This window comes from Sagittula sp. MA-2, assembly GCF_030126985.1.
Taxonomy (GTDB): Bacteria; Pseudomonadota; Alphaproteobacteria; order Rhodobacterales; family Rhodobacteraceae; genus Sagittula.
The window spans coordinates 1,454,384-1,476,198 of sequence record NZ_CP126145.1 but is presented as its reverse complement, the minus strand read 5'-3'; the positions used below and the strand labels follow the sequence as shown (position 1 = coordinate 1,476,198).

At 65.7% G+C, this 21,815-nt stretch carries 23 protein-coding genes; 5 read left to right on the top strand and 18 right to left on the bottom strand.

Going from position 1 to position 21,815, the window contains the following annotated elements; genetic code table 11:
* Positions 1 to 40: 40 nt before the first annotated feature.
* Both QNI11_RS07420 and QNI11_RS07415 read right to left on the bottom strand, forming a co-directional pair.
* Complete coding sequence (locus QNI11_RS07420; RefSeq protein ID WP_283982923.1) at positions 41 to 520, bottom strand: GNAT family N-acetyltransferase; 480 nt, start codon at positions 518 to 520, stop codon at positions 41 to 43.
* On the bottom strand, positions 517 to 1,134 hold the full coding sequence (locus tag QNI11_RS07415) for a VOC family protein (protein ID WP_283982922.1): 618 nt from the start codon (positions 1,132 to 1,134) through the stop codon (positions 517 to 519). The genes QNI11_RS07420 and QNI11_RS07415 overlap by 4 nt, the downstream gene beginning before the upstream one ends.
* A 144-nt stretch (positions 1,135 to 1,278) precedes the next feature.
* On the opposite strand from QNI11_RS07415, the gene nhaA reads away from it, so the two are divergent.
* On the top strand, positions 1,279 to 2,484 hold the full coding sequence (gene nhaA / locus QNI11_RS07410; protein WP_100927146.1) for a Na+/H+ antiporter NhaA: 1,206 nt from the start codon (positions 1,279 to 1,281) through the stop codon (positions 2,482 to 2,484).
* A 398-nt stretch (positions 2,485 to 2,882) separates the two neighbouring features.
* On the opposite strand, the gene scpA is transcribed toward nhaA, so the two are convergent.
* Together scpA and QNI11_RS07400 are read right to left on the bottom strand one after the other, a co-directional pair.
* Entirely contained in the window at positions 2,883 to 5,024 is a 2,142-nt protein-coding gene (gene scpA, locus QNI11_RS07405) for a methylmalonyl-CoA mutase (RefSeq protein WP_283982921.1), read from the bottom strand.
* Positions 4,987 to 5,922: a hypothetical protein gene (locus tag QNI11_RS07400; protein ID WP_100927148.1), complete on the bottom strand. Its 936-nt coding sequence runs from the start codon at positions 5,920 to 5,922 to the stop codon at positions 4,987 to 4,989. The genes scpA and QNI11_RS07400 overlap by 38 nt, the downstream gene beginning before the upstream one ends.
* A 166-nt stretch (positions 5,923 to 6,088) precedes the next feature.
* Here QNI11_RS07400 and QNI11_RS07395 point away from each other — a divergent pair, with 166 nt between their 5' ends.
* Complete coding sequence (locus QNI11_RS07395) at positions 6,089 to 6,541, top strand: DUF4174 domain-containing protein (RefSeq protein WP_283982920.1); 453 nt, start codon at positions 6,089 to 6,091, stop codon at positions 6,539 to 6,541.
* Positions 6,542 to 6,548: 7 nt separating this feature from the next.
* On the opposite strand, the gene QNI11_RS07390 is transcribed toward QNI11_RS07395, so the two are convergent.
* The 9 genes from QNI11_RS07390 to QNI11_RS07350 all read right to left on the bottom strand — a co-directional run bounded on the left by QNI11_RS07390 (position 6,549) and on the right by QNI11_RS07350 (position 14,058).
* Entirely contained in the window at positions 6,549 to 7,067 is a 519-nt protein-coding gene (locus QNI11_RS07390; protein WP_283982919.1) for a hypothetical protein, read from the bottom strand.
* Between the two features lie 84 nt (positions 7,068 to 7,151).
* The gene (locus QNI11_RS07385) at positions 7,152 to 7,574 is read right to left on the bottom strand and encodes a hypothetical protein (protein ID WP_283982918.1); all 423 of its coding nucleotides are present in this window, start codon (positions 7,572 to 7,574) and stop codon (positions 7,152 to 7,154) included.
* 188 nt (positions 7,575 to 7,762) lie between these two features.
* Positions 7,763 to 9,763, bottom strand: coding sequence for an acetyl/propionyl/methylcrotonyl-CoA carboxylase subunit alpha (locus QNI11_RS07380; RefSeq protein WP_283982917.1), 2,001 nt, complete (start codon positions 9,761 to 9,763; stop codon positions 7,763 to 7,765).
* Between the two features lie 195 nt (positions 9,764 to 9,958).
* Complete coding sequence (locus tag QNI11_RS07375; RefSeq protein WP_005856230.1) at positions 9,959 to 10,165, bottom strand: hypothetical protein; 207 nt, start codon at positions 10,163 to 10,165, stop codon at positions 9,959 to 9,961.
* A 144-nt stretch (positions 10,166 to 10,309) separates the two neighbouring features.
* Complete coding sequence (locus QNI11_RS07370; RefSeq protein ID WP_100927153.1) at positions 10,310 to 10,513, bottom strand: hypothetical protein; 204 nt, start codon at positions 10,511 to 10,513, stop codon at positions 10,310 to 10,312.
* Between the two features lie 346 nt (positions 10,514 to 10,859).
* Positions 10,860 to 11,225, bottom strand: coding sequence for a hypothetical protein (locus QNI11_RS07365; RefSeq protein ID WP_100927154.1), 366 nt, complete (start codon positions 11,223 to 11,225; stop codon positions 10,860 to 10,862).
* 87 nt (positions 11,226 to 11,312) lie between these two features.
* Complete coding sequence (locus tag QNI11_RS07360) at positions 11,313 to 11,456, bottom strand: hypothetical protein (RefSeq protein ID WP_005856236.1); 144 nt, start codon at positions 11,454 to 11,456, stop codon at positions 11,313 to 11,315.
* A gap of 202 nt (positions 11,457 to 11,658) precedes the next feature.
* On the bottom strand, positions 11,659 to 12,054 hold the full coding sequence (locus QNI11_RS07355) for a DUF6497 family protein (protein ID WP_283982916.1): 396 nt from the start codon (positions 12,052 to 12,054) through the stop codon (positions 11,659 to 11,661).
* Between the two features lie 471 nt (positions 12,055 to 12,525).
* Positions 12,526 to 14,058 (bottom strand): acyl-CoA carboxylase subunit beta, encoded by a 1,533-nt coding sequence (locus tag QNI11_RS07350; RefSeq protein ID WP_283982915.1) that lies wholly within the window; start codon positions 14,056 to 14,058, stop codon positions 12,526 to 12,528.
* Positions 14,059 to 14,237: 179 nt separating this feature from the next.
* Between QNI11_RS07350 and QNI11_RS07345 the strand changes: the two genes are divergently transcribed.
* Positions 14,238 to 15,464 (top strand): multidrug effflux MFS transporter, encoded by a 1,227-nt coding sequence (locus QNI11_RS07345; protein ID WP_100927157.1) that lies wholly within the window; start codon positions 14,238 to 14,240, stop codon positions 15,462 to 15,464.
* Positions 15,465 to 15,529: 65 nt separating this feature from the next.
* On the top strand, positions 15,530 to 16,930 hold the full coding sequence (locus QNI11_RS07340) for a short-chain fatty acyl-CoA regulator family protein (RefSeq protein WP_100927158.1): 1,401 nt from the start codon (positions 15,530 to 15,532) through the stop codon (positions 16,928 to 16,930).
* Here the strand turns inward: QNI11_RS07340 and QNI11_RS07335 are convergent.
* From QNI11_RS07335 to gatC, 4 genes are read right to left on the bottom strand one after another with little or no spacing between them, the layout of a single operon-like run.
* Entirely contained in the window at positions 16,927 to 17,610 is a 684-nt protein-coding gene (locus QNI11_RS07335) for an N-acetylmuramoyl-L-alanine amidase (RefSeq protein WP_373418429.1), read from the bottom strand. The two genes, QNI11_RS07340 and QNI11_RS07335, sit on opposite strands and share 4 nt — an antisense overlap.
* On the bottom strand, positions 17,607 to 18,317 hold the full coding sequence (locus QNI11_RS07330; RefSeq protein WP_198521802.1) for a hypothetical protein: 711 nt from the start codon (positions 18,315 to 18,317) through the stop codon (positions 17,607 to 17,609). Before QNI11_RS07330 ends, QNI11_RS07335 begins: the two co-directional genes overlap by 4 nt.
* Positions 18,318 to 18,358: 41 nt before the next feature.
* The gene (gene gatA / locus QNI11_RS07325; RefSeq protein ID WP_283982913.1) at positions 18,359 to 19,846 is read right to left on the bottom strand and encodes an Asp-tRNA(Asn)/Glu-tRNA(Gln) amidotransferase subunit GatA; all 1,488 of its coding nucleotides are present in this window, start codon (positions 19,844 to 19,846) and stop codon (positions 18,359 to 18,361) included.
* The gene (gatC, locus tag QNI11_RS07320) at positions 19,846 to 20,133 is read right to left on the bottom strand and encodes an Asp-tRNA(Asn)/Glu-tRNA(Gln) amidotransferase subunit GatC (RefSeq protein ID WP_100927162.1); all 288 of its coding nucleotides are present in this window, start codon (positions 20,131 to 20,133) and stop codon (positions 19,846 to 19,848) included. The genes gatA and gatC overlap by 1 nt, the downstream gene beginning before the upstream one ends.
* A 300-nt stretch (positions 20,134 to 20,433) precedes the next feature.
* Here gatC and QNI11_RS07315 point away from each other — a divergent pair, with 300 nt between their 5' ends.
* On the top strand, positions 20,434 to 21,126 hold the full coding sequence (locus QNI11_RS07315) for a metal-dependent hydrolase (RefSeq protein WP_283982912.1): 693 nt from the start codon (positions 20,434 to 20,436) through the stop codon (positions 21,124 to 21,126).
* 103 nt (positions 21,127 to 21,229) lie between these two features.
* Here the strand turns inward: QNI11_RS07315 and QNI11_RS07310 are convergent, their stop codons facing one another.
* Positions 21,230 to 21,793 (bottom strand): hypothetical protein, encoded by a 564-nt coding sequence (locus QNI11_RS07310; protein WP_283982911.1) that lies wholly within the window; start codon positions 21,791 to 21,793, stop codon positions 21,230 to 21,232.
* Positions 21,794 to 21,815: the final 22 nt, after the last annotated feature.

Below are 21,815 nucleotides of genomic sequence, written 5' to 3'. Positions count from 1 at the left end.
GGCATTTTACCGCGATGCAGCGAAACTGTCAGGGCAGGAATTACAGAATTTTCTGCATCAGCACGAGATCCATCCAGCGCCCGAACTTGAAGCCCACCTGAGGCAGGGTCGCGATGGGGATAAATCCGATGGCGGCGTGAAAGGCGACGCCGCCGGGATTCTCGCCTGAGACACCGGCCCAGAGGCTGTGCACGCCCTCCGCGCGGGCCACGCGTTCAAGCTCTGCCATCAGCAGGCGGCCAAGGCCCGCGCCGCGCGCGTGCTCTGCCAGCTGGATGGAGTGTTCCTTTGTGTGCGCGTATCCGGGGCCGCCGCGGAACGGGAAATAGGTGGCAAAGCCCGCAAGGCCCCCGTCGTCTTCGGCCACGATGAAAGCCGGGCCGCGCGACGCGATGTCGGTGACGATGCCCTCGGGCGTCTTGCGTTCGGTGGTGAAGGTGATGGCGGTGTGGTCGATGATCTCGTTCCAGATCGCCGCGATGGCCGCCGCATCGCGCGGCTCTGCGGTGCGCAGGATCATGCCAGGATGATTTCCGTGTCCGCGTGTCGGATCGTGGCCGCCAAGTTTGTCGGCCCCTCCACGAATCGGACCTGCGGTGCGTCGAGATAGGGGGCGAGAAGATCGCTCAGGGCGGCGGCGTCGGGATGGGTGACGGTCAGTTCGGTCAGCGCCGCGCCGGAGGCGGGCAGAGAGCGCCCCGGCGGCACCGTCGAGTGCCACTGGATCAGCGCCGGGAACAGCCCGTCGAACGGCAGGAGCCCGTCTTCGGGCACCGCCATGGTCCATGACAGTTTGCCCCGGCTGAGCGACACGGCCCGCCCGGCCATGGGCAGCGCCGCGATGGCCGCCTCGATGTCCGGCACGGCGCAGACCCACTTGTCCAGCCGCGCCTCGCCCTCGAAACCGTCGAGCCCGAACCAGCGCGCATCCGGCGGGGCGGAGGCGGAGGGATCGATGGCAATCGCCTCGATGTAAAGGTCGGGATCGAGGCCCACGAGCTGGTTGTGCGTGCCGAAACGCGGATGCGCGCCGCCCGAGGACATGGGCAGTCCCAGCGCGCCTTCGACATGCGCGATGGCTTCGGCGAGGGTCTCGCCCAGGACGGCGATATGATCGAGGGTCAGCTTCACCATGGGCGGGATTTCCGTGCAGTCGCAGCACGATAGACGCGCAAATCCATGCTGCAAAGCGGAAAATCGACCCCTGTTGCGTTGAAAGCTGGGCCATGCGTCCCAAATATGACTGAATATATAATCTTTACATGAGGGAACCATCGGATGCTGCTGCGCGCTCTGGACAAGTTTTTCAGTCACGAAGCTTCGGGGGGCATCCTCCTCATACTTTCAGCGGTCCTGGCCATGATCGTGGCCAACTCCGGCCTCGACATCTTTTACGAAAAGGTGCTGGGCAGCTATTTCAGCGTGACGATCAATGGCGAGGGCCTCGAAAAGCCGCTGATCCTGTGGATCAACGACGGTCTGATGGCGATCTTCTTCTTCCTGATCGGCCTCGAACTGAAGCGCGAGCTGCTGGAAGGCAAGCTGAAGAACCCGTCCGACGTGGTGCTGCCCGGCATGGCGGCCGTGGGCGGCATGGTCCTGCCCGCCGCGGTCTACCTGATCTTCAACCTGGGCAACCCCGAAACGGTCGGCGGCTGGGCGATCCCCGCGGCCACCGACATCGCCTTTGCCCTTGGCGTTCTGGCACTGGTCGGAGACCGGGTGCCTGCCTCGCTCAAGGTTTTCCTGCTGACTCTGGCGATCCTCGACGACATGGGCGCGATCATCATCATCGCCCTGTTCTACACCGCCGAGCTGAAGGTGACCTACCTGCTGATGGCGCTGCTTCCCATGGCGCTGATGTGGTACCTGAACCGTCAGCGCGTCCACCGCGTGGCACCGATCCTGCTGCTGGGCCTCGTGCTCTGGGTGCTGGTGCTGAAGTCCGGCGTGCACGCGACGCTGGCGGGTGTCGTCACCGCCTTCTTCATCCCGCTCAAGGACAAGTGGGGCAAGTCCCCCCTGCACTCGCTCGAGCACGGCCTGTCGCCCTATGTCCTCTACTTCATCATCCCGGTCTTCGCCTTCGCCAACGCGGGTGTCGTGCTGGCGGGCATGGAAATGAGCCAGGTTCTGGCGCCGCTGCCGCTCGGCATCGCGCTTGGCCTGATCATCGGCAAGCAGGTGGGCGTCTTCGGCGTGACCTTCCTGATGGTGAAGACCGGAATGGCGCGGATGCCCCACGGGGCGAACTGGGCGCAGATCTACGGCATCGCCTGCCTTGCGGGCATCGGCTTTACCATGTCGCTCTTCATCGGTTCGCTGAGCTTCTCGGACCCGGCCCTGATGAACGAGGTGCGCATCGGCGTGCTGAGCGGGTCGATCATCTCGGGCATCATCGGCTTTGTCGCCCTGCGCATGTCGACCAGCAAGGCAGACACGCCGGACGAGACCGAGCGTGAGGCCAGCGCCACCGCGGCCTGAACCCATCTAGTCGGGGCCGTCCGAAAAAGGGCGGCCCCGATACTCCGGTTCCTGAATATGGCCCGGGCGCCAAACTTCGTTTCCGCAAGCTCCAGCATTTCATTCTCTCGGACCGACGGCCCCATTGAGGGGCCTTCGCGTCCCCTCTCCCCAATAGCCCAACTCGACAACGCCCTGAACACGGCGCATTGATAGCGCCTTGGGCGTTGTGTTTAAGGTCATTCTGGATTTTGGGATGCCCGATATGATGCGTCGCGCGTGTTCTGCGCCGGACGCTCGATCCAGCAGGATGCGCCCCGCCGCTGCTTGCGGGGATGCGCAGCGCCGGGTTCGGCACGAGTAGCGTTGCCTTCCAAAGCGATGGTGCGCGCCCCCGAACCGGGGACGCGCGAAGGGTGTCAGGCCGCCGCGTCGGACCGCGCCTGCCGGATCAGCCGCAAGATGTCCTGCGCCGCTTCCGGGATGTTTGTGCCGGGGCCGAAGATCGCCTTGACGCCTGCGTTCTTCAGGAACTCGTAGTCCTGGTGCGGGATGACGCCGCCGCAGATCACGATGATGTCGCCCGCCCCTTCGGCCTGCAGCGCCTTCACCAGTTGCGGCGCAAGCGTCTTGTGACCGGCGGCCTGGCTGGAGATGCCCACCACGTGCACGTCGTTGTCGATGGCGTCCTGCGCGGCCTCTTCCGGGGTCTGGAACAGCGGGCCCACGTCCACGTCGAAGCCGATGTCGGCAAAGGCGGTGGCGATGACCTTGGCACCGCGGTCATGGCCGTCCTGCCCCATCTTCACCACCAGCATGCGCGGGCGGCGGCCTTCGTCCTCGGCGAACTGCTCCACCGATTTCTGGATGGCGGCAAAGCCCTCGTCGCCCTCGTAAGCCGCGCCGTAGACACCGGCGAGGGTCTTCACCTCTGCCCGGTGCCGGCCGAATTCCTTTTCCATCGCCATGCTGATCTCTCCTACGGTGGCACGTGCGCGGGCCGCTTCGACCGCCGCGTCGAGCAGGTTGCCGCCCTCTTTGGCGCGGCGGGTCAGTTCGTCGAGGGCCGCGGTGCAGGCTGGCTCGTCGCGGGTGGCGCGGATCTTCTCCAGCCGGGCGACCTGGCTCTCGCGCACCTTGGCGTTGTCGATGTCGAGGATGTCGAGATCGTCCTCCTTCTCCAGCCGGTACTTGTTGACGCCGACAATCACATCGGTGCCACGGTCGATGTCGGCCTGACGGCGCGCGGCGGTTTCCTCGATCCGGAGCTTCGGCATCCCGGATTCGACGGCGCGGGTCATGCCGCCCATCTCGTCCACTTCCTCGATCAGCGCCCAGGCCCGTTCGGCCAGTTCGTTGGTCAGGCTCTCGACGTAGTAGGAACCCGCCAGCGGATCGACGACCTTGGTGACGCCGGTTTCCTCCTGCAGCACAAGCTGCGTGTTGCGCGCGATGCGGGCGGAGAATTCCGTCGGCAGGGCAATCGCCTCGTCCAGCGCGTTGGTGTGCAGCGACTGGGTGCCGCCCAGCACAGCCGACATGGCCTCGTAGGCGGTGCGGATGACGTTGTTATAGGGGTCCTGCTCGGCCAGCGACACGCCGGAGGTCTGGCAGTGCGTGCGCAGCATCTTCGACCGGGGGTTCTTCGCCCCGAGCTCCGTCATGATGCGGTGCCACAGGAGCCGCGCGGCGCGCAGCTTAGCCACCTCCATGAAGAAGTTCTTGCCGATGGCGAAGAAGAACGACAGCCGACCGGCGAATTTGTCAATGTCCATACCGGCTTCCATGGCGGTCTTCACGTATTCCTTGCCGTCGGCGAGGGTGAAGGCCAGCTCCTGGACGAGGTTCGCGCCCGCCTCCTGCATGTGGTAGCCGGAGATCGAGATCGAGTTGAACTTCGGCATGTAATCCGATGTATACGCGATGATATCCGAGATGATCCGCATCGAGGGCGCGGGCGGATAGATATACGTGTTGCGGACCATGAACTCCTTCAGGATGTCGTTCTGGATGGTCCCGGACAGCACCGACCTGTCGTGGCCCTGCTCCTCTCCGGTGACGATGAAATTCGCCAGCACCGGTATCACCGCGCCGTTCATCGTCATCGAAACGGACACCTTGTCGAGCGGGATGCCGTCGAACAGGATCTTCATGTCCTCGACGCTGTCGATGGCCACACCGGCCTTGCCCACGTCGCCCACCACGCGCGGGTGGTCGCTGTCGTAGCCGCGGTGCGTGGCGAGGTCGAAGGCGACCGACACGCCCTGCTGACCGGCAGCCAGCGCCTTGCGGTAGAAGTTGTTCGATTCCTCAGCGGTGGAGAAACCGGCGTACTGGCGGATCGTCCACGGACGGCCCGCGTACATCGTCGCCTTCACGCCACGGGTGAAGGGCTCCTGCCCCGGCAGGCTGCCCATGTGCGGCAGGCCATCGGTGTCCGCGGCGGTGTAGAGCGGCTTGACCGGGATGCCCTCCAGCGTGTCCCAGGTCAGGTCGTCGACAGCCTTGCCGCGCAGTTCCTTTTCAGCGATCGCGCGCCAGTCGTCGGGGAGATCCGTCATGTGTGTGTCCTCTCTCTTTCAGACCCGCCGCCAGGGTCAGCCTGCGGCGGCCCGGGTCCGGGTCGGCTTTCAATGTTGCGAGCCCGTCCGCCCCGGCCTCGAGCCAGAACAGATCGTCGGCATTGGCTTCGCGCAGGCGGGCGCGCTGGCCTTCTGTGAAGGGCATGTAGCGGCCCTCTCCCTCCGGCAGGTGGCCGGGATCTTCGCCCCGGTCCGAAAGTGTCGTGCGCAGGCCCCTCAGGTCGAGGCGGCGGTTGCGCCAGAATGCGCCCGGCCGGGCGACGGGCAGGTGGGTCAGCCCGCTCATCACCGTTAGCAGGCGGTCGGGGCGGTCGCAGAACGCCTCGAACGGGGTGACGACTATCTCTGCCTCCGGACAGGCGCAGGCCAGTTCGGTGACCAGTTCGCGCCAGCTGCGCGGGTTGGCGGCGATGCGGGCGAGCGTGTCATCGGAGGGCACCGCTTCGCCGCGCGGGATGACGTGCCCGATGAGCGAGGCCCACCAGGCATCCAGCGCGCGCACCTGAATACAGATCGTGTTGACCTGGCCGAAGGCCTGTGCCAGCCGGGCCACCCGCTCTCCGGCGCCGGGATAGAGGCTGGCCTGCCGCAGGCACCGGCGCGGCATGCCCAGCATGTTCTCGTCACTGACGACAAGCCGCGCGATGCCGGTCTTGCGCGCACCTTCAAGGGCGAGGCGGACGCGTCCGGTGGCGCGGCGCGCCTGTTCCGGGCTTTCCGGTGCCTCGGCCACGCCATGCAGGAGCCCCTTGCGGGTGCGCCATGGCCCCCAGAACCCCAGTTGGCGCTCCTCAAGGTCGGCGCGGTGGGCGCGCAGGTAGGTCTGGAAGCTGGTGGTGGCGGCACGATGGGCGCCGAGATGGAGAATGATCTGCATGGCCGTCACGGTCCCGAGGCGCCCGGACGCACCCGATGCGCGCGCGGACCCTGCGGGGACGGACCTTGCCCGCCACCCGGTGACGATGCCGTTAAAGGTAAAATTTTCGGGGGCTGCCGCGCTTGTGCACTGTGCAGGCCGCGTCGGGCAGCATATATCTGCTGACATGCGTTGGATTTTATGCCTGATCGCCGTTCTTAGCCTGGGGGCCGCCCCCCCGACACAGGCGTGGGCCGCAGACAACGAGGTCGAGACCGAAGCCGAGAGGCCGGTCGTCCTCGACGCCGCCGAGACATCCCTGTCCGACTGGCTCTGGATCAAGCGTCCGGTGGTGGTCTTTGCCGACAATGCCGCCGATCCGCGCTTCCAGGAACAGATCGAACTGCTGACAGAGCGGTATTCGGCGCTGGAGGAACGCGACGTGGTGATCATCGTCGACAGCGACCCAGAGGCGATGACCTCCGTCCGCAAGGCGCTGCGGCCGCGGGGCTTCATGCTGGTGGTGATGGCCAAGGACGGCACCATCGTCACCCGCAAGCCGGGGCCGTGGTCGGTCAGGGAAATCTCCCGCTCCATCGACAAGCTGCCGCTCCGGCAGGACGAGTTGAAGGGCTTCTGAGCCGCCCTCAGACGTTGCCGCGCATGAAGAACAGCAGCCGCGCGCTGCGGTGCAAGAGCATGATCGCGTTGTTCGCCGGGTCGTAGATCGTCAGGCTCTTCTCCGACATCAGCGCGTAATAGGCATCGAGCTGGAACTGGTCGTCCATGCAGGCCATCGACGGTCCGATGAAGCTGGAGAGAAGGCCCATGCCCTCCTCCAGGCTGATGGACATCAACTGCTCCGACACGGTGTTGGGGTTGGCCCCCGGCACGTCGAAGGCCACCACGCGCCCCGACTTCACCAGCCGCAGCCCGGAGCGCACGTCCGAGACGATCCGCACCGCCTGACTGCGCACCGAGGAAGACGCGAGGTCGAAGATCGCCGCCGTGCAGGTGGGCTTCGACGTGAAGCGACGGGTCTGAGCCAGGTAGACAAGGCCGGAGAGTTCGGCGCGGACCTCCTCCTCCTTGTCGAGGGGAAGGCAGGACGACAGCACCAGCAGCGCCGACAACAGCAGCACCACGTGGTTTGCGATCCGCATCATGTCCTGCCTCCGGCCGTTCGGTACGTGCCGGGAGGGTAAGCGCAAGGTCTTGAGACTTCGTTTCGCCGGGCCGGGAGGTGCCGGTCAGGCGTCTTCCTCGGCCTCCGTCAGGGGCCGGATGCCCGTGGCGCGATGGGTCAGGATCGCCCCGCCGATCACGAAAAGCGCCACGTAGCCCGCAAGGCTGCCCTGCCCCACGGTCAGGATGTGCCAGTAGACCCCGAGGAACACCAGCGCCATGACCACCAGCACGATGACCGGCCCCAGCAGGTAGTACGCCCAGCCGAGATCCACATCGAGGAGCAGCCCCACCAGCGTCAGGTAAAGGCCGTAGCCCGCGCCCACCGCCACGATGGAGACCGAAAGCGCCATGCCGAACAGCATCCAGGTCGGCCCGGCCGCGGGCACCACCGCCCAGAGACCCACCGCGACAACGCCGGACACGATCAGCCCGGCCAGAAAGGCCAGGCTGTGCATCAGCCAGATTGCCGCGACGCGTCGCACCATCGCCCGTGTCCCCACTCGTTCCCGTCCCGCGCCGACAATAAACCGGAAATTGTCCGGAGGTCACGGGTCCAAAAGCAGTGCGCACACAGAGAGGTGCGGCGGCAGCCGGCGGGCGCAGCGGAAAGGGCCGCCGGACACCCGTCCGACGCCTGCCTCTCTGCCCCTGCCTGCCGCCTGCCGCCATGGTCTCACTCGAATTCCATGATCACGTCGTCGACCCTCAGGCTGTCGCCCGGGCCCGCGTTGATCTTGGACACCACGCCCTTCTTCTCGGCGCGCAGGATGTTCTCCATCTTCATCGCCTCGACGGTGCAGAGCGCCTGACCCTCCTGCACTTCCTGCCCTTCCTCCACGTCGATCTTCACGATCAGGCCGGGCATCGGGCAGAGCAGCAGCTTTGAAGTATCGGGGGCCTGCTTCTCGGGCATCAGCCGGGCCAGTTCGGCCTGGCGCGGGCTGCGGACATGCACCTTCAGGTCGGCGCCGCGGGTGCGCAGGCGGAAGCCCTGGGTGATCTTGTCGACCTTCAGGACCAGCGGCGCGCCGTCCACGGTCATCCAGGCGAGGCTCTGGCCCGGTGTCCAGGCGCCCTCGACCCGCATCGTGCCGCCCTCGGCAAAGGCGATGGTTGCGCCCTTCTGGTCGGCGTCGATGGTCACGTCGAAGGAGGTGTCCTGCAGCGACACATTCCATTCGGCGCCGACACGGCGTTCGTGGTTGCCGAGGCGTCCGGTCACGCGGGTTCGCCGGATCTCCGCCACGCGGTTCATCGCGGCGGCGGCGGCGGCCACGCGCTTCAGTTGCGCCTCGTCGAGGGTCACGCCGTCGAAGCCGTCGGGATACTCCTCGGCGATGAAGGCGGTGGTCATGTCGCCCGAGATGAACTTCGGGTGATCCATCACGGCGGCGACGAACGGCAGGTTGTGCCCGATCCCCTCCACCTCGAACGAATCGAGCGCGTTGCGCATGACCTCGATGGCCGCCTCGCGGGTCGGCCCCCAGGTGCAGAGCTTGGCGATCATCGGGTCGTAGTACATGGAGATCTCGCCGCCCTCGAAGACGCCGGTGTCGTTGCGCACGATGCCCTCGCCCAGCTCACCCTCTTCCGGCGGACGATAGCGGGTCAGACGCCCGATGGAGGGCAGGAAGTTGCGATACGGGTCCTCGGCATAGAGGCGGTTCTCGATGGCCCAGCCGTTGATCTTCACGTCGTCCTGGGTGATCGACAGCGGCTCGCCGTTGGCGACGCGGATCATCTGTTCGACAAGGTCGACGCCGGTGATCAGTTCGGTCACCGGATGCTCCACCTGCAGGCGGGTGTTCATCTCGAGGAAGTAGAAGTTCTTCTCGCCGTCGACGATGAATTCAACCGTCCCGGCGGAGGCGTAGCCCACCGCGTTCGCCAGCGCGACGGCCTGCTCACCCATCGCCTTGCGGGTGGCCTCGTCAAGGAAGGGCGACGGCGCCTCTTCGACCACCTTCTGGTTGCGGCGCTGGATCGAGCATTCGCGTTCGTTCAGGTAGATGCCGTTGCCATGCGCATCGCACAGGACCTGGATCTCGATGTGCCGCGGCTGGGTGACGAACTTCTCGATGAAGATGCGGTCGTCGCCGAAACTGCTGGCCGCCTCGTTCTTCGACGACTGGAAGCCCTCGCGCGCCTCCGCGTCGTTCCACGCGATCCGCATCCCCTTGCCGCCGCCGCCGGCTGAGGCCTTGATCATCACCGGATAGCCGATCTCGTTGGAGATCTTCACCGCCTCGTCGGCATCCTCGATCAGGCCCATGTAGCCGGGCACGGTGCTGACACCCGCCTCCTGCGCGATCTTCTTCGAGGTGATCTTGTCGCCCATTGCCTCGATCGCCTTGACCGGGGGGCCGATGAACGCGACGGAGGCCTTTTCGAGCGCCTGCGCGAATTTCGGGTTCTCGGACAGGAAACCGTAGCCCGGGTGCACCGCCTGCGCGCCGGTCTTTGCGATGGCATCCATGATCTTGTCGATCACGATGTAGGACTGGTTGGCGGGCGGCGGGCCGATGTGCACGGCCTCGTCGGCCATCTCGACGTGCAGCGCGTGCTTGTCTGCGTCGGAGTAGACGGCCACCGTCTTGATGCCCATCTTGCGCGCGGTCTTGATGACCCGGCAGGCGATTTCGCCCCGGTTCGCGATCAGGATCTTTTCAAACATCTCTCGTCCCTTCGTTCGTCACGCCGAGGGCGTGTTCCTTGTCGTCACGCCCCGGGCGTGTCGTCTGTCGCCCCGCCTCGGCAGGGAATGTGGGCACACGAAAACGCCGCCCGGGGACAAAGCCCCGGACGGCGTGTTTCCGTAACTGTCGGCCCGAATGCGCCGCGAAGGCGCAGGCCGGATGTCAGCTTGCGATCAGTTGCAGAGCTGCGGTGTGACGTCGTCGCAGACCACACCGGCTGCGCCGCCGATGGCTGCACCTGCCGCCACGTTGCGGTTGGTCGCTGCCGCGGTTGCCGCGCCGATACCGGCCCCCAGAGCGCCGCGCTCCAGATCGGTGCCTTCGCAGGCCGCAAGGCCGAGGGTCGCAGCGAGAGCGGCGGTGAGGGTGAGAATGCGCATTGGATGTCCTCCTTGGAAAAGGCCGGATAGTGTTGATTATTCGTACGACCATACGCACGCGCGGGGCACAAGGTTCCCGGGTCTTCGTCATTTTTCAGAAAATTTTTGACGAAAACCCCGGCACGCGCGCGTATCGTCCTGTTTTCAGCAGCGCGACGGATATGTCCTGCAATAGGCGATGTTGGCCGCGGCACCGACGGCCGCGCCCGTGATGGCGTCCTTTTCAAGGACCATGGCTGCGGCGCCACCGGCGCCCATGCCCACGACGGCCTGCTCTCCAAGCGTGTCGCCACAACTTGCAAGCAGGAACATCGCCAATATGGCGAAAGATATACGAAGGGTCTGCATCTGTCTGCCTCAGGCTTATGTTTTTTCTGCTCTGCGGTCAGAGTCGCCCAAAGAGGTGCAAACTTCCAGAAGTTTCTCCGCATGACGTGGCATGACACACACTCCTGACGATCCGACCATTCCTGGAAGTGCTCCCAAGGGCGGGGCGACCGTACTGGGGACAAGTGCGGCCGCCCCTTTGGGGAACGGGCAAGGGCGGAACGGACAGCCTTGTACGGACTGAACCCTTGACCTGTCGTCAGGCTGGCAGAAGCGGCGCTCGCGGCAAAGTGTGAAATGGCCTGCAGATTCCCGTCGGCATTGTGCCGCGCATAAAATCGGGAGATCGGCAAAACCACGCGCACGGTCATTTTTCCCACGGCTCCTGGTCGTCGAAGGCCTCGGGGAAGGATGCGCGCGCGGCGGTTTCGTCGATGATCAGGCGGGCCTCGTAGGACTCCGGATCGAAGGGGTCGTCGTAGGGCAGGACCTCGCGGCCGAACAGCCACGACAGACGCCCGGCATCGAGGTTGCCGCGTTCGAAGGGTTGGTCGCCGAAGTGATACCAGAGCGCCGACATGAAAACCCAGTCGGCCTTGCGGTCTGGCGCGCGGCGGTCGCGATAACGGTCGCGCCGGACGATAGGCGTCGCGCCCTTAGGATTGGCGCGACGGATCGTGAACTGAAAGTCCGTGCCTGGCAGGCGGCCCGGAAAACCGCGGTGCTTCAGCATGTCCGGCCCTCGTTCGACGGGGCCCGATCAGCCGTGCTCGATAGAAATGTCGGGACGAGCGGGGTTACCACCCGCCCCGATAGGTTCTTACTTGTACTTGCCCGTGTACACCGGCTCAACGCTGATCGGCTCAGGGTTGACCACGACGTACTCTTCTTCTTCCTGCTGTGCGCAAGCCGAGAGGCCGGCGACAACCGAAAGCATGGCAAGCAGTTTGATGCTCTTGGACATCTCTTGCTCCTGTCATTGAACGGGAAGCCGCACTTTGCCGCCCCCCCTTTCGAGGTGTCGATTGCTTGGGTGCAATCGCGTGTCAGAATAACGGCCTTGCGGGGGAAAAGATACGCGGTCCGAGCAAGCGATTTCACCTGTGACTCGGAAGACGCATAAACCCGTCCAGATGGGGCGTTTTGCGCTAGATATAGTGGAGTCATCAGTAGACCTCCCAGATGCAGAGGCCGTCTTCGACCGTGTAGCTTTCGAAAAACTGGCGGATTCCGGGCATCGCGGCGCCGAATTCCACCGGCTCCTGCATCAGCGTGACGACGATGTGTTCGGGTGACGCAGCGACAGCTTCGAGGCGCGGCAGCGCCTCTTCCTGGCACAGCCACGCCATGTCGTCGGACACCGATGCGTAGTCCACGTCCTCGGACGCGAGGCCCGGCGCGGTGAACCGGATCCGCCATGTCGGCGTGTCGTCGATCAGGTCGAAGAAGGCGACGGAAAGGCCGGATACCGGCAGAACGCGCTCAACCTCCGGCTCCCCTGCCGCGACGGGCGCGGAAAGGGCCGAGATCAGCGATACGAACAGCGGAATCCGGGTGATCATGTGGCAGCCCCGGCACGTTCGCTTTGACGCGCTCGCTCCTCCCGCCGGGGCCGCTGCTGCCCCGGGCGCACCCGGGGCATGGTGTCTCATTGCGCTCATTGCGTGCGCCTCCGGGCCCATGTGATCCACCGCTCACGATTGGCGGGGTTGTCCAGAAGGGCTTGAATCTGCGAAGCGATTCCCCGTGGCGCGCGTCCGCAAACGCGCCCTCCAGCGGTAACAGTCATTCCCTGTAACGTAAAGTGAATTTGCACGATGGGCGAGAATCCACGCATATTTTTAAGGGCTCTCCAGAGGTCCTGACGAATTTGCCGGGCGAGTCGCGAGGCGCTCAGATCCGGAAAGGTTGACATGGCGGAAACATCCAGTCGCGGCGGCCATTCGCGGGCCAGAACATAGCCCTCGGCCGACCGTTGTTCGACCCAGCCGCCCTTCAGACGGCGGATTGCGACCTCCCCCTGCATCATCGGCTCACAGCGGAATGTTGTCGTGTTTCTTCCACGGCATCGACTGCCGCTTGTTGCGCAGCATCGCGAAGGCGCGGGCCACGCGGCGCCGGGTCGAGCGCGGCTGGATGACCTCGTCGATGAAGCCCCGCTCTGCCGCGATGAAGGGGTTGGCGAACCGCTCCTCGTAGGCGTCGGCGTGGGCCTTGATCTTCTCCGGGTCGCCCAGATCGGCGCGGTGGATGATCTCTGCCGCGCCCTTCGCGCCCATCACGGCGATCTGCGCCGTGGGCCAGGCATAGTTCACGTCAGCTTTCATATGCTTCGACGCCATCACGTCATAGGCGCCGCCATAGGCCTTGCGCGTGATGACGGTGACCATCGGCACGGTGGCCTCGCCATAGGCGAACAGAAGCTTCGCGCCGTGCTTGATGACGCCGTTGTATTCCTGCGCGGTCCCCGGCAGGAAGCCCGGCACGTCCACGAAGGTCAGGATCGGGATCTCGAAACAGTCGCAGAAGCGCACGAAACGCGCGGCCTTGCGGCTCGAATCGATGTCCAGAACCCCGGCCAGCACCATCGGCTGGTTGGCGACGACACCCACGGTCTGCCCTTCGAGGCGGATGAAACCGGTGATGATGTTGCCCGCAAAGTCCTGCTGGATCTCGTAGAAATCGCCCTCGTCCGCGACCTTGTTGATCAACTCCTTCATGTCGTAGGGCATGTTGGGGTTGTCGGGGATCAGCGTGTCGAGCGATGCCTCGACCCGGTCGACCTCGTCGAAGAACGGGCGCACCGGGGGCTTTTCGCGGTTGTTGAGCGGCAGGAAGTCGACAAGCCGGCGCACCTCGGCCAGCGCCTCCACGTCGTTCTCGAAGGCACCGTCGGCGACCGAGGACTTCTTCGTGTGGGTGGACGCGCCGCCGAGTTCTTCGGCGGTGACGATTTCGTTGGTCACGGTCTTCACCACGTCGGGGCCGGTGACGAACATGTAGGAGGTGTCCTTCACCATGAAGATGAAGTCGGTCATCGCGGGCGAATAGACGGCACCGCCGGCACATGGCCCCATGATGACAGAGATCTGCGGGATCACGCCCGAGGCCTCGATGTTCTTCTGGAAGATGTCGGCGTAGCCCGCCAGCGCGTCGACGCCCTCTTGGATACGCGCACCGCCGCTGTCGTTCAGACCGATGACCGGCGCGCCGTTCTGCATCGCCATGTCCATGATCTTGCAGATCTTCTGCGCGTGGGTGGCGGAAACCGAGCCGCCCAGCACGGTGAAGTCCTGGCTGAAGACATAGGCCATGCGGCCGTTGATCGTCCCCCAGCCGGTCACAACACCGTCGCCGTAGGGGCGATTCTGCTCCATGCCGAAGTCGGTGCAGCGGTGGGCGACGAAGGTGTCGTATTCCTCGAAGGACCCCTCGTCGAGCAGCAGCTCGATCCGTTCCCGCGCCGTCAGCTTGCCCTTGGCGTGCTGCGCGTCGATCCGCTTCTGTCCCCCGCCCAGACGGGCGTTCTCGCGGCGGTCGTGCAGTTCCTGGATAATGTCCTTCATCGGCGGCCCCTTTCCGTTTGGGCGGAACATACAGGGCGCGCGCGCCCACTCAAGCATTTCCTCGCAAATTTGCAAAGTATGGAAATAATCACGAATGCAAATTGCAAAATTGAATACTACATGAGAAAGACATGTATCCGGATGGACAAACGAGCCGCACCGCCCTACCCGTCTTTCGCATGACCCCCAGCAGACACGCGCGGTTTCTGGACCGCTCCACCCCTCCTCATATCCTGACGCTCGTCCTGCTGGCCAGCATGACGGCGCTGACGCTGAACGTCTTCGTTCCGGCGCTGCAGATCATGGCGGACTGGTACGAGACCGAGTACCACATCATGCAGCTCGCGATCTCTCTGACGCTGCTGATGAACGCGATTCTCCAGCTTCTGATCGGGCCGATTGCCGACAACCTCGGACGGCGGCCGGTGATCCTTGGCGGGCTTGCGATCTTCGTGCTGGCAACGATCGGCTGCATCCTGGCGACCGATGTGAAGGTGTTCCTCGCCTTCCGCATGATGCAGGCCAGCGTGGTCGTCGGCATGGTCCTGTCCCGCGCCGTGGTCCGCGACCTGTACCCCCCGGACGAGGCCGCCTCGATGATCGGCTATGTCACGATGGGCATGTCGCTGGTCCCCATGGTCGCGCCGATCTTCGGCGGCGCCCTGGCGGAGGCCTTCGGCTGGCACTCCAACTTCTGGCTGATGCTGGTGGCGGGTGTACTGATGCTGGCCCTCGTGTGGGGCGACCTCGGAGAGACGGCCACCCGAAGCGGGCTGACCCTTGGCAAGCAGTTCAGCCAGTACCCGGAGCTTTTCCGCTCGCCGCGGTTCTGGGGCTATGCGCTGGCCTGCGCATTCTCCTCCGGTGCGTTCTTCTCCTACGTGGGCGGCGCGTCCTTCGTCGGCATTGAGGTCTTCGGCCTGACCACCGCCAACCTCGGGTACTTCTTCGGCGCACCGGCGGTCGGCTATTTCCTCGGCAACTTCATCTCCGGACGGTTCTCCGCCCGCTTCGGCATCAACCGCATGATCCTCTGGGGCGCGTGCATCGTAAGCCTCGGCCTCGCCATATCGATCCTCGTCTTCGCGGCGGGCTTCGGCAGCCAGTGGACCTTCTTCGGCTTCATGACGCTGGTCGGCCTGGGCAACGGCATGACCATCCCCAACGCCACGGCAGGCGCGCTGTCCGTCCGTCCGCACCTGGCCGGAACGGCCTCCGGCCTCGCCGGGGCCATCATGCTGGGCGGCGGCGCCGGGCTGTCGCAGATGGCAGGCACGATGCTGACACCGGAAACCGGGGCATGGCCGCTCTTGTGGATGATGTTTGCCTCCTCCGTCGCCTCGATCCTCGCCATCTCGGTAGTGATCTGGCGTGAACGGCAACTGAGAGGACTGGACGTCGCCTGAGTGAAGTTGCAAAAAGTGGTTCGAGCAGCCGCAAAATTGCAAAACGCGCAGACAGCAGGACGACCATGGCGACCCAGAAACTTTATGCCGGCGCAAAGCTGCGGGACATCCGCGGGCGACTGTCGCTGACCCAGAAGGATTTCGCGGCCAAGCTGGGCATATCGCTGCCGTATCTCAACCAGATGGAAAACAACAACCGTCCGGTTTCCACGACGGTTGTGCTGGCGCTTGCGCAGGAGTTCGGCTTCGACGTCACCGAGCTGGGGCAAGGCGATGCGGAGCGTCTGGTCACCGACATGCGCGAGGCTCTGGCCGACCCGGTCTTCGGGGATGCCACGCCGCAACTGGCCGACCTGCGTCTGACCGCGTCCAACGCCCCGGTGCTGGCGCGCGCCTTCCTTGCGCTGCACCGCGCCTATCGCCAGACCCACGAACGGCTTGCCTCGCTCGACGAGGCGCTGGGGCGCGAAGGCTCCCAATTGCAGCCGTCGCCCTGGGAGGAGGTCCGCGATTTCTTCCACTATTGCGACAACTACATCGACGCCGTGGACCGCGCCGCCGAACACTTCGCCGGGCTTCTGGCCAGCGAGGGCGACCTGCGCACCGCCGCCGTGGCCCGGCTCGAGATCGGCGGGATCAAGGTCCGGTTCTCGCAGGCCTCGCCCATGCGCGCCTTCGACACAGAGCGGCAGGAACTGACCCTCTCCTCGCTCCTGCCGGTCGAGACGCAGACCTTCCAGCTGTTCGTGCAGATCGCGCTGCTCAGGCAAAACCAGCTGCTCGAGGCGACCCTCGACCTCGCCCGCTTCCAGAGCGAGGAGGCCCGCGCCATCGCCAAGCTGGGGCTCGCCAACTACTTCGCGGGCGCGGCCATGATGCCCTACAAGGCCTTCCTCTCCGCCGCGCAGGAAACCCGCCACGACCTCGAACTGCTGGCCGCGCGGTTCGGTGCCTCCATCGAACAGGTGGCCCACCGCCTCTCGACCCTGCAACGCCCGGGCGCGAAGGGTGTGCCGTTCTTCTTCGTCCGCGTCGATCAGGCCGGGACGATCACCAAGCGGCACTCCGCCACGCGGCTGCAGTTCGCGCGTTTCGGCGGCGCCTGCCCCCTGTGGAACGTACACCGCGCTTTCGAAACACCGGGCCGCTTCCTCCGCCAGCTGGCCGAGACGCCGGACGGCGTGCGCTACATCTCGTTGGCGCGCGACGTGTCGAAGACGGGCGGGCATTTCGGCGCGCCGGTGCGGCGCTACGCCATCGCCATCGGTTGCGAAGTGCGCCACGCCGCCGCGCTGGTCTACGCCGACGACATGGATTTCACCCGGGCGAGCGCCTTCGAACCCATCGGAATCTCCTGCCGGATCTGCGAGCGGACGTCCTGCCACCAGCGCTCCGTGCCGCCGCTTGAGAAGCGCCTGACCACCACGCCGAACCGGCGCGACGTGCTTCCCTACAAGCTGGATTAGGCGAGCGCGGCCTGCGCGACGGGCCAGCGATTGGCCAGATCGTGCATCAGACGCCGATCTTCGTCCTCCAACGGCCCTTCGGCCCAGGGACGGAACCGCATGCGGAAGGCGTTCAGCACGACATCCTCCCCCGCAGCCTCCACATCGTACCCGAAACGACGTGCATCGTGCAGGAAATCCCCCGGCGCTTCCGCGGCAGAGGGCCAGACCGACAGCCCCTGCAGCGCCAGCCTGCGCCAGTCGAACCGCGGGCCGGGGTCGATCTTGCGCCCCGGCGCGGTGTCGGAATGGCCGACGATCCGGTGCGGAGCGATCTGCCAGCGCGCCATGATCCCGCGCAGCAGCTCTTCGACAACGGTCATCTGCAGGTCCGGGAAAGGCGCTGCGCCTGTGTTCGCGATCTCGATGCCGATGCTGTGGGAGTTCACGTCGCGGACCGGGCCCCAGGCCCCTGCCCCGGCATGCCAGGCGCGATGCTCTTCACGCACCAGCTGCCACGCGCGGCCGTCCTCGGCCACGACGTAATGGGCCGAAACCTGCGCAGCCGGATCGCAGAGCCTCTCGCACGCCGCCTCGGCGCTTTTCATCGCGGTGTAGTGAAGGACGATCATGTCCGGCGCGACACCGCCGCGCCGGTCACCAACGTTGGGGGAAGGATGCCAGACCGGCTCCGCCGTCATCCCTTCGCGGCGCGGAAGGGTGCGGGGTTCCAGCCGCAGGCGTAGCCGTCACCGTCCGGGTCCATGCCCTTGCGGTCCTTCTCCGGGCCGCCGAGCGCGAGGAACTCTTCCTGCGCAAGGTCCGGCGAGGCGAAGGCACCGCAGGAGTTCTGGTACCGCGTCTCGGCCCGCAGCGACGACCGCTTGTAAAGCGCCGTTCCGACGGGGTTCGTGGTGCGCAGGGCGTATTCCACGATGTTCGGGCGGTTGGTGCCCGGACGGGTCGGCAGATCGGTCGGCTGGATCACCTGGTACTGCGCGCGGTTCTGCTGGATCATCGCGGCGTCGGCGGCGATGTCACGCTGCGCGGACACGGCGTCGAAATCGTTCTCGCCGGAGATCCCGGCCGAATTCTCGACCATCTGCGGCGCCGGGTTGGACGGCGACGCGTCGATGGGTGCCTGGCCGGAGTTCAGCGCAGCGGCCTGCTGCGAAGCGGCCGCATCCTGCGGATCGAGCGTCCCGGACTGCACGTCTGCGGGCGGCGCGATCAGGGCGGACTGGCCGGTCGCGCCGTTCAACTGCGCCTCACGCTCTGCGCGATAGCTGTCGTAGTTGTTGAAACCGACGCCCTGCCCCGTGTCGACCACCCCTGCCGCGCTGTCGGGCACGGAGGTCGTGCACGCCGTCAACGCAAGCGCCGCCACTCCACAAAGGATATACCGCATCACATGTCCTGCCTGTCCCACCGGTTCTTCAGGCGAGCGCCTTACCACCATTGCACGGGTTTGGAAACAAACCCCGCGGCCCGTTCCAGCGCATAGGCGGTATTCAGCAGATCGCCCTCTTCCCACGGACGACCGATCAGCTGAAGCCCGAGCGGCAGCCCCTGACCGTTCAGACCCGTCGGCACAGCAACCCCCGGCAGACCCGCCAGGTTGACCGTAACGGTGAACACGTCGTTGAGGTACATCGCGACCGGATCCGCCTCGACCATCTCGCCCAGCCCGAAGGCGGCAGAGGGAGTCGCAGGCGTCAGAATCGCGTCGATTCCTGCATGAAACGCGTCCTCGAAGTCCTTCTTGATCAGGGTCCGGACCTTTCGCGCACGATTATAGTAGGCGTCGTAGAAGCCCGCCGACAGCACGTAGGTGCCGACCATCACGCGGCGCTTGACCTCTTCGCCGAAGCCTTCGGCGCGGGTCTTTTCGTACATCTCGGTGATGCCGTCGCCCTGGCTCAGCTTCGCCCGGTGGCCGTAGCGCACACCGTCGTAACGCGCGAGGTTCGAAGAGGCCTCTGCCGGAGCGATGACATAATAGGCGGGCAATGCGTATTTCGTGTGCGGCAGCGAGATGTCGACGATCTCTGCGCCCGCGTCACGCAGCATGTCGCAGCCCGATGCCCAGAGGGCGTCGATCTCGGCGGGCATGCCGTCCATGTGGTATTCCCTCGGGATACCGATCTTCTTGCCCTTGATGTCGCCGGTCAGCATGGCTTCGAAGTCCGGCACCGCGAGGTCGGCAGAGGTCGAATCCTTCGGGTCGTGGCCGCACATCGCCTGCAGCATGATCGCCGCGTCGCGCACGTCCTTGGCCATCGGGCCCGCCTGGTCCAGCGAGGACGCGAAGGCCACGATCCCCCAGCGAGAGCAACGCCCGTAGGTCGGCTTGATCCCGGTGATGCCGGTGAAGGCGGCGGGCTGGCGGATGGAGCCGCCGGTGTCCGTCCCGGTCGCGCCAAGGCACAGGTCCGCCGCAACCGCCGCCGCCGAGCCGCCCGAAGAGCCGCCGGGCGTCAGTTGCGCGTCGTCGTTGCCGCGCCGCCACGGGTTGACCGCGTTGCCGTAGGCCGAGGTCTCGTTCGAGGACCCCATTGCAAACTCGTCCATGTTGAGCTTGCCCAGCATGACCGATCCTGCCTCGAACAGCTTTGTCGTCACGGTGGATTCGTACTCGGGCCTGAAACCTTCGAGTATCCGCGACGCCGCCTGAGAGGCCACGCCCTTGGTGCAGAACAGGTCCTTGATGCCCAGCGGGATGCCGCAAAGCGACGGCGCATCGCCCGCCTTCAGCCGGGCGTCCGCCGCAGCCGCCTGTTCGCGCGCGATTTCGGGCGTTTTGTGCACGAAGGCGTTCAGGGCATCTGCCTGGTCGATCGCCGAAAGGCAGGCGTCCGTCAGTTCGGCAGAGGTCACGTCGCCGGAACGCAGCGCATCGCGCGCCTCGGCAATCTTCAGTTTCGTCAGTTCGCTCATCACTCGACCACCTTCGGAACCGCAAAGAAGCCTTCCCGGGCATCCGGTGCGTTCGACAGGACCTTGTCCTGCATGCCGCCATCGGTCACCCCGTCTTGGCGGCGCTTCAGCCGCATCGGCGTGACGGAGACCATCGGCTCCACGCCCTCGACATCCACCTCGTTCAGTTGCTCGATGAACCCGAGGATGTCGTTGAAGGCATGTGCCAGCGCGGGCAGGTCGTCCTCTTCCACCTTGATCCGCGCAAGCTTGGCGACGCGGGCGGCGGTCTCGATGTCGATCGACATGGGGGCCTCTTTCGCAGAAAGTTCACGCGCCGCTTTACCGCCCCGCCGCCCGGCCCGCAAGCATGTGACGGGATAAGGCCGCGCCCTGCCTGCATACCGCCCCCGGGCTGCCCGCTTTTCCGGATATTCACGGCAACGGACCGCAGGTGGCGATCACCAGCCGCCCCCGCGCCGCCGTCGCCCCCACCAACCGGCCAATCGCGAAATCTCGCGCGGCAGCCGGATTTGCTGCGCCCCGCCTCTGGCCTTCGGGCCGCGCCCTGCTAGCCTTTCCCCCCGAAGACCACAGGGAGAACAGACATGAAGATCATCTGGATGGGCCACGGCAGTTTCCGCATCGAAACCGGCGGCGAGGTGCTGCTGATCGACCCGTGGATCGACGGCAACCCGATGATGGAAGGCAAGGACGCCGAGGCCGCCATCGGCGGTGCTACGCAGATCCTCGTCACCCACGGGCATTTCGACCACACGAGCGACATCGTGAACGTGTCCGAACGCACCGGCGCGCCGGTCCACGCCACCTTCGAGCTGGGCCATGCGCTGCAGGCGATGGGCGCGAAGGAGGGGCACGCGTTCAACATGGGCGGCTCGATCACCTTCGGCGAGGTCAAGGTGACCATGGTCCCGGCCTCGCATTCCTCCTCGATGAAGGTCGACGGCGCGGCGGCCTACATGGGACAGGAGGCGGGCTTCGTCATCCAGAGCGGCGGTCAGGTGCTCTATTTCTCCGGCGACACCTGCCCGATGGCCGACATGGCGTGGATCGCGGACTACTTCAAACCGACCATCGGCATCCTGTCGGCGGGCGGCTACTACACCATGGACATGGAAATGGCCGCCTATGCCGCGAAGACCTACTTCGATTTCAAGACCGTGATCCCCTGCCACTACCGCACCTTCGACGCGCTCGAACAGTCGGCCGACAAGCTGGCAGCGGGCCTGCCCGGCGTCACGGTGATCGAACCGCAGGTGCTGGAAGCCATCGAGGTCTGAGCGCCGACCGGGTCGTTCCATGACGGCTTAGGGCAAGTGCCGCGGATTGCAGGGCGGGGCTGTGCGCCGCCCTCCTTGCGCCATCACGATCAGGGCACGATCATCAGGGCATCAGCACGCCCTGCCGGTTGAATGTCGACCGCTCGGTCGTCAGGTCGTCGTAGATCAGCTCCACCGTGACCGTCTCCACCGACTTCAGCGGGAAGGCCCGGTAGGGCAGCCCGTCGCTCTCCAGCATGGCGTTGGGCTGGGCGGTGTCCTCGTGGCAGGGCGGCAGCGGCCAGTCCTCGGGGTCGGCGCCGTTCACGCCCAGCTTCATCGCCACCAGCCCGCAGCGCCAGCTCCAGATGTGGGTCACGTAGATCAGGTCCTGCCCGTCCCATTCCCGCACCGCGACCCAGTTGGCCCGCGTGGCCCCCATGATCGGCTTGATCTCGAGCGCGGTCAGGAAACGGCCCGTCGCCACCTGCGGCTCGGCCTCATACGGCAGTGCGGCGGGCGCGTCTTCGGAAGAGGTGACGGGTGGCGGCGCTTCCTCTGACGAGGATGAGGATGAGGCCACGGGGGCCGGTGTCTCCGCCGGCGCGAGGGTCAGGGTCTCCCTCTCAGCACCTGCCCCGCCGCCGCCCGTCGCCAGCGCGATCATCACCAGAACCACATCCAGCATCTCAATCTCCCCGTTAAAACCT